Genomic DNA, 7,185 nt, shown 5'->3' on the forward strand with positions numbered 1-7,185 from the left:
ATTTGATGAGGTCATCACTATGTCAGCTAAGAAGCCACTGGCTCTAGTTATCCTTGACGGTTACGGTTACCGTGAAGACACAGCAAGTAACGCAATTGCGAATGCGAAAACACCAGTAATGGATGCTCTGATTGCGAATAACCCACACACATTAATCTCTGCTTCAGGCATGGATGTTGGCCTTCCTGATGGTCAAATGGGTAACTCTGAAGTTGGTCACACTAACATTGGTGCAGGCCGCGTTGTATACCAAGACCTGACTCGTATCACTAAATCAATTGCGGATGGTGAGTTCGAAGAAACGCCTGCGCTAGTTGAAGCTATCGACTCTGCAGTGAAAGCTGAAAAAGCAGTACACATCATGGGCCTGATGTCTCCAGGCGGTGTTCACTCTCACGAAGACCACATTTACGCTGCAGTTGAAATGGCAGCGGCGCGTGGCGCAGAGAAAATCTACCTACACTGCTTCCTAGACGGCCGTGACACACCACCACGTAGTGCTGAAAACTCACTACAACGTTTCCAAGACCTATTTGCGAAACTAGGTAAAGGCCGCGTTGCTTCTCTAGTAGGTCGTTACTACGCAATGGACCGTGACAACAACTGGGATCGCGTCCAAGTTGCTTACGATCTTCTAACTCAAGCTAAAGCTGAGTTCACAGCAGAAACGGCAGTTGCAGGTCTAGAAGCGGCTTACGCTCGTGAAGAAAACGACGAATTCGTTAAAGCAACAACTATCAAAGCGGAAGGTCAAGAAGACGCAATCATGCAAGATGGTGATGCGGTTATCTTCATGAACTACCGTGCTGACCGTGCACGTCAAATCACTCGTGCATTCGTTCCTGCGTTTGACGGCTTTGAGCGTGCAGTATTCCCAGCAATCAACTTTGTGATGCTGACTCAATACGCGGCTGATATCCCTCTAGCTATCGCATTCCCACCTGCGTCTCTAGAAAACACTTACGGTGAGTGGCTATCTAAACAAGGTCAAACTCAGCTACGTATCTCTGAAACAGAGAAATACGCACACGTGACTTTCTTCTTCAACGGTGGTGTTGAGAACGAATTCGAAGGCGAAGAGCGTCAATTGGTTGCTTCACCAAAAGTTGCAACGTACGACATGCAGCCTGAAATGAGCTCTCCAGAACTAACAGAGAAGATGGTTGCGGCTATCAAATCAGGTAAGTTCGATACCATCATCTGTAACTACCCGAATGCAGATATGGTTGGTCACACTGGCGTTTATGAAGCGGCTGAGAAAGCAATCGAAGCTCTAGATGAAAGCGTGGGTAAAGTGGTTGAAGCAATCAAAGAAGTTGGCGGTCAACTATTGATCACTGCGGACCACGGTAACGCAGAAATGATGATCGACCCTGAAACTGGCGGCATCCACACTGCTCACACTAACCTACCAGTGCCTCTAATCTATGTAGGTGACAAAGCGGTTGAATTCAAAGAAGGCGGTAAACTGTCTGACCTTGCACCAACCATGCTTTCTCTAGCTGGTCTAGAAATCCCAGCAGAAATGACGGGTGAAGTATTAGTTAAATAAATAATTAACTAACGGCTCCGAATGACAAAAGCCCGAGTTTAAACTCGGGCTTTTTTGTATCTGGCAATAAGGGCTGGTCTGTAAGGTTACTGAACCAAAATGCCCGCACCAATCACAGCTAGGGCTGCGCCCAACCATGCAAATCGGTTTGGTCGGCGTTTAGTGTAAATCCAGAGCAGTGGTAGCAACATAATTGGCGTGGTTGAAGATAGAAGTGCAACCATACCTACATTTCCTTCTTGCAGTGCGTATAAGATTAGCGTCATGCCGACGGCCATCGCCAAGAAACCATTAAGCGCAGTAATACCAAATATGCGCCAAGTAATGTGTTGCGTCGAGCGAGCGACTTTGACTCCTAGAATTAACAACATGCTGTGGGCGAAAAAGGCACTGATCATTCGAATAGCAGAAGCCGCAACTGGGTCAATACTGGTTTGCATTACTGGCTTGGCGATGATGCCGCCCAATGCTTGGCACATTGCTGCGGTTAAGCCAAGTCCAATACCCACCCAGATGTTACCTTTAATGTCTTCCAAGACGTTATTCACTTGACCTCTTCGGCCAAAGAATATCGCCATCACCACGCCGCTAAATACCAATGATGCGCCCAGTAGTTCTATTGTGGTCATGACTTCGCTAAATAAGAAGTAGCCCAAGATGGCAGAGAACACGGCGTGGCAAGAGAAGAGTAGCCCGGCTTGTCTTGGCCCCATACGATTCAAACACGCGAATAGAGCGGTATCGCCAATAAAAATACCAATCAGTCCTGAGGCCATCATTGGCGTTACATGTTCCCAAGAAACCGTTAACCAGCCGCCAGTTATCCAGGCCATTGTTGATAAGATCACGGCTGTGCAGCCCATACGCCAGCGGCTGTAAGAAAATGCGCCTAGGTGTTGTGCAGGAATGACCGAAATTAGGCTAGAAACTGCCCACAGAAAAGCGGCGCATAAAGCAAGCCATTCGTAACCCATGATGTGTCGACGTCCTTGTAGAGTAGAGGAGTCTTAATATGCACGAAATTTATGGGATGTAAAAGCCGCTCTGTAAGGGCAGTAGCTGGAGAGCAGCTCCATGACAACACGCTTTTTCATGGAGCTCTTCGATTAAAACAGTACCAAAACTGCGCCATACACGATAAGTAGACCAATCAAACCGAGAATCAGGCCTACTTTCGCCATGTCTTTGCTCTCGATGAGGCCTGTTGAATAAGCCAAAGAGTTTGGTGGTGTGGAAACCGGTAAGATCATGCCAAGTGATGCGGAGAAGGCTACGACAACCAGTAAACCTTGTAGGCCGCCAACCGCAATAAGGCTTGGCATGGATGTACCAATAGCGGCAGCAATAGGCATCAATAAGTTTGCCGTTGCGGTATTAGACATAAAGTTCGCCATTAACCAGCACACTACCGATAGGGCTAAAACAACGGCAAATGGTGATAGCAGGCTGTAATCAATGGCGTGCGCTAATGCTTCGGCTAAGCCCGTTTTGTCTAAGGCAATGCCAATTGCTATACCACCGGCAACTAGCCATAAAACATCCCAGTTAATCAGCTTGAGCTCTTCTTTTCCCATAATGCCCGTTAACGTGAACACTGCTAGTGGGATAATCGCGACAACATATGTATTCATGCCATGCACTTTCGTTGTCATCCAAAGCAAAATGGTTAGTGCAAAAGTGATGTAGACGACGATCGCACGCCAGCTCTTTTTGAATGTACCATCTAGCTTTAGTTTCATTTCTGGTTCGCTAGACGGAAACAGCTTTTGCAACAAGAACCAAGCTACAGTAAGTTGTACCAACACAAAGGGTAGACCCATTGTCATCCACGATAGGAAGTCTATCGCGTTTTCTCCAGTGAGATATTGAAGCGCTATCGCATTAGGTGGCGTGCCTATCGGAGTCGCAATGCCGCCTGTATTCGCTGCAATTGGAATACACAACACCAGTGCTTTAATGCCTAAATCCCCTTTAGGTGCTGAAGCGACGATGGGGCCAAGCAGGGCTAGCATCATCACGGTCGTGGCAGTATTGGACATAAACATTGAAAAAACGGCGGTAATTAACATCAAGCCCAGCATGATGAACTTAGGTTGTGTGCCGAATGGTTTTAATAGAACTCGGGCGAGGTTGTTGTCGAGCTCGTATTTGGAAGCCGCAATCGCGAGAGCAAAACCACCCATAAAAAGAATAATGATCGGTGAAGAGAAGGCCGAGAAAATATCGGTGTAAGCAATTAACTCTCCTAAATCATGCCCCGCTGGTGGATTGCGAAATAGATGCAAACCTTTATCCGATATCATGATCAGTTCAAGAGCGATAATAAGAATGGACGTAGCAAAAACGGGAACCGGCTCGAGAACCCAAAGTAGGGCAGCAAGAAGAAAAATAGCTAACAGGCGATGCTGAATTAAAGTGAGATCGTCAATAGGAATAGCATCGATCGGCATCATCAAAACACCGAGCGGAATTAAAAAGCACACCAGCAATTTCGCCAACGTGTTTACACTCATCTTTGGCATTGGCTGCCCCTCTAAATATTCATTCTAAGCGCAGGATAATTGATTGTGGAATGAGGGTCTTAGAGGCAGGTATGAGTTTGAGAAATAGAGGCTAAATTTCGAACGGAGTTTTGCTTTTTATCAATAAAAAGAGCCCTTAATAAAGGGCTCTTTAACGGTGTTTTACTTATTTTTTCAAGGCGTAAGGTGTGCCCATAACGGTTGGCTTACCGTTTTCCATGCTTGCGTCAAACTCAATCGCGTCTTTGGCAAACAGGTTAATAACAGTAGAACCCAGTTTGAAGCGGCCCATCTCTTCGCCTTTTTTCAAGATCACGGCCTTGTCACCCTCTGCTGGGTAATCCCATTTGTAGACAGTGTTTCCACGAGGCGGAGTGATCGTGCCAGCCCATACTTGCTCAATGCTACCAACAATTGTCGCACCAACAAGCACCTGTGCCATTGGACCAAACTCAGTATCGAAGATACACACCACACGCTCGTTACGTGCAAATAGGTTCGGTACGTTTTCTGCTGTCAGAGGGTTTACTGAGAACAGGTCACCTGGTACGTAAATCATTTGGCGCAGAGTGCCGTCACATGGCATGTGTACACGGTGGTAATCGCGCGGAGATAGGTACAATGTGGCAAAAGAACCATCTTTAAATTCGTCCGCTAAATTCGCGTCACCGCCCAGCAATTCTTGTGCTGAGAAGTGATGACCTTTTGCTTGGATAAGTTGACCATCTTCAATAGGGCCAAATTGGCTAACACAAGCGTCGGCTGGGTGAGTGATGACGTTTTCGCCTTCAGAAATTGGGCGTGCGCCCTCTTTTAGCTCACGAACGAAAAACTCGTTGAACGTTTTAAAATGCTTAGGATCTGAGTGCTTCGCCTCATCCATGTTCACATTGTATTGTTTGATAAACCAACGAATAACTGCTGTTGTTAGACCGCCAGCTTTTGCTGAAGCCAGTTTACCCATTAGGCGAGTGAGGCCGTGTTGTGGGATCCAGTACTGCAGTCCAACTTTAAACTTGTCCATCTTTAATTCCGATACTTCTGTTAGATTCGCGCTTTAGGGCGCGTGATGTTACTGAAATTTAATTTGCTTGTCAGTATTAGGTGAAGACTTTTTACACAGTTACAGCCTTAACTCAATTACAGATCGGCTTTTTTATTACGTGAATACTGACGATTTGCTTTATTTTCAATCATGCTTTCCAAAATGCGATGATAGTTTTCAAAGCGAGTTTCGTTAATTTCCCCGTTCTCGACAGCTTCGCGTAGAAGGCAGCCTGGGTCATCATTGTGTTTACAATCTCGGAACTTACAACCACCTAAATATGGTCGAAATTCAACGAATGCTTTTGTTACTTCTTCTGCTTCCAAATGCCAAAGACCAAATTCACGTACTCCAGGTGAGTCGATCAAATCGCCACCCGTTGGAATGTGGTATAAACGTGCAGCCGTCGTGGTGTGTTGGCCCAAGCCAGAGTTCTCAGAGACTTCGCCTTCTTCCACTTCGCTCTCTAGTTCCGGCATTAACGCGTTGACTAAGCTGGATTTCCCTACGCCTGATTGACCAACAAAGATATTAATTCGGTCACGCAGCAGGGTTTCTAGTTCAGCAATGCCTTCTCCAGACTTCTTGCTGACCAGAAGCACTTTATAGCCAATGCGTTCATATTCTTTGAGCCATTCTTCATACATTGCACGGTCATCGGCTTCTAGAAGGTCGACTTTATTTAAGACCAACAATGGCGCAATATTCAGTGTTTCTGATGCAACGAGATAGCGGTCAATAATATTTAGCGATAGCTCTGGTAATACCGAAGAGACAATGACCATTTGATCAATATTGGCTGCAACGGGTTTTAGGCCATCGTAATAATCTGGACGAGTGAGCACTGAAGAGCGAGGTTCTACCGCTTCAACAACACCAGAGATGCCCGCCATAGACTCCAATCCTTCGCGCCATAAAACACGATCGCCAGATACTAGAGACTCAATACCACGGCGGAGGTTACAGCGTTGAATTTCGCCTGTTTCAAGGTCTTCAATGTCCGCGTGCTGACCAAAACGAGTGATCACGAGACCTTGCTTGCTGGCGCCTAGCATGTTTTCATCCCACTGGATGGACTCTTCTTGCTTCTTCAAACGCTTTTGTTGGTTGCTACGTACGCGTCGCACCTGACCTTTGGTTAACTTTTTCTTCTTTGCCACAATTCTGTACTTTATGTGAATTTACTCAAATGGTTGAGCCGTACTCTTGGCTCCGTGTATGAGTATCGTGTTTCTCGTATTTTGAGGTATAGTACCTCTTTTATCGATAAACAAATAGGCGGCGTAACCATGTCCTTTAGCGATCAAAACCTAATTTGGGTTGATTTAGAGATGACAGGGCTTGATCCTGAAACGCACAAAATCATCGAAATTGCTTCTATTGTCACGGATAGCGAACTAAATATTTTGGCTGAAGGTCCAGTGTTAGCGATTCATCAGCCGGAAGAAGAACTGGCGAAAATGGACGACTGGTGTACTAACACGCATACGGCAAGCGGTTTGGTGGAGCGCGTTCGAAACAGTCAAATCTCAGAACAAGACGCAGTCGCACAAACCATTGAATTTTTAGAAAAATGGGTGCCAAAAGGGGCGTCGCCAATATGTGGTAACAGCATTGGGCAGGATCGTCGCTTTTTATACAAGCATATGCCTGAGTTGGAAGAGTTCTTCCATTACCGATATGTTGACGTTAGTACTCTTAAAGAACTAGCACGTCGCTGGCAACCTGAGGTGCTAAATGGGTTCACAAAACAGGGAACACATTTGGCCTTGGACGACATTCGTGAGTCCATCGCAGAACTTAAGTACTATCGAGGTACTATTTTCAAGATTTAACTGTTAAGGTTGCGATCCAAATTGTTGTAATTTATATCGCTTTTGATTGCTTTTTCGTCGTTCAGTAAAAAAATAAAGTTTTTTTGAAGGAAGGACTTGCATCACAAAAAAATGCTCTTATAATTCGCAGCCCTAAACAGCGGAAACGTTGTTGATGCGACACTAGCTCAGTTGGTAGAGCGCAACCTTGCCAAGGTTGAGGTCACGAGTTCGAACCTCGTGTGTCGCTCC

Annotated in this window: 6 protein-coding genes and 1 tRNA gene; 3 read left to right on the forward strand and 4 right to left on the reverse strand. The window is 45.9% G+C overall.

The genetic code is table 11. The features are described from left to right. Positions 1–19 precede the first annotated feature (19 nt). Positions 20–1,552: a 2,3-bisphosphoglycerate-independent phosphoglycerate mutase gene (gene gpmM / locus R7070_RS20315; RefSeq protein ID WP_033907178.1), complete on the forward strand. Its 1,533-nt coding sequence runs from the start codon at positions 20–22 to the stop codon at positions 1,550–1,552. A gap of 86 nt (positions 1,553–1,638) precedes the next feature. Here gpmM and R7070_RS20320 read toward each other — a convergent pair whose 3' ends face one another. From R7070_RS20320 to rsgA, 4 genes are all read right to left on the reverse strand, one after another. Further along, positions 1,639–2,526 carry a DMT family transporter gene (locus R7070_RS20320; protein ID WP_005386417.1) on the reverse strand — a complete coding sequence of 296 codons (888 nt, stop codon included), beginning with the start codon at positions 2,524–2,526 and terminating at the stop codon, positions 1,639–1,641. Positions 2,527–2,658: 132 nt separating this feature from the next. Next, positions 2,659–4,074: an SLC13 family permease gene (locus tag R7070_RS20325; protein WP_005386418.1), complete on the reverse strand. Its 1,416-nt coding sequence runs from the start codon at positions 4,072–4,074 to the stop codon at positions 2,659–2,661. Positions 4,075–4,240: 166 nt separating this feature from the next. Then, entirely contained in the window at positions 4,241–5,098 is an 858-nt protein-coding gene (gene asd, locus R7070_RS20330) for an archaetidylserine decarboxylase (RefSeq protein ID WP_005381465.1), read from the reverse strand. Between the two features lie 116 nt (positions 5,099–5,214). Then, entirely contained in the window at positions 5,215–6,279 is a 1,065-nt protein-coding gene (rsgA, locus tag R7070_RS20335; RefSeq protein WP_213871903.1) for a small ribosomal subunit biogenesis GTPase RsgA, read from the reverse strand. 129 nt (positions 6,280–6,408) lie between these two features. Between rsgA and orn the strand changes: the two genes are divergently transcribed. Then, positions 6,409–6,954, forward strand: a complete 546-nt coding sequence (gene orn / locus R7070_RS20340) for an oligoribonuclease (RefSeq protein WP_017635574.1) — start codon at positions 6,409–6,411, stop codon at positions 6,952–6,954. A gap of 156 nt (positions 6,955–7,110) precedes the next feature. After that, positions 7,111–7,183: transfer RNA gene (locus R7070_RS20345), tRNA-Gly, on the forward strand. Positions 7,184–7,185: the final 2 nt, after the last annotated feature.

The sequence above is a fragment of the Vibrio sp. 1557 genome, from assembly GCF_033340175.1.
GTDB lineage: Bacteria > Pseudomonadota > Gammaproteobacteria > Enterobacterales > Vibrionaceae > Vibrio > Vibrio alginolyticus.

What these genes read in the sequence shown, in the direction of transcription:
- gpmM (WP_033907178.1), top strand. Translation starts at nt 20, where the DNA reads ATGTCAGCTAAGAAGCCACTGGCTCTAGTTATCCTTGACGGTTACGGT.
- R7070_RS20320 (WP_005386417.1), bottom strand. Translation starts at nt 2,526, where the DNA reads ATGGGTTACGAATGGCTTGCTTTATGCGCCGCTTTTCTGTGGGCAGTT.
- R7070_RS20325 (WP_005386418.1), bottom strand. Translation starts at nt 4,074, where the DNA reads ATGCCAAAGATGAGTGTAAACACGTTGGCGAAATTGCTGGTGTGCTTT.
- asd (WP_005381465.1), bottom strand. Translation starts at nt 5,098, where the DNA reads ATGGACAAGTTTAAAGTTGGACTGCAGTACTGGATCCCACAACACGGC.
- orn (WP_017635574.1), top strand. Translation starts at nt 6,409, where the DNA reads ATGTCCTTTAGCGATCAAAACCTAATTTGGGTTGATTTAGAGATGACA.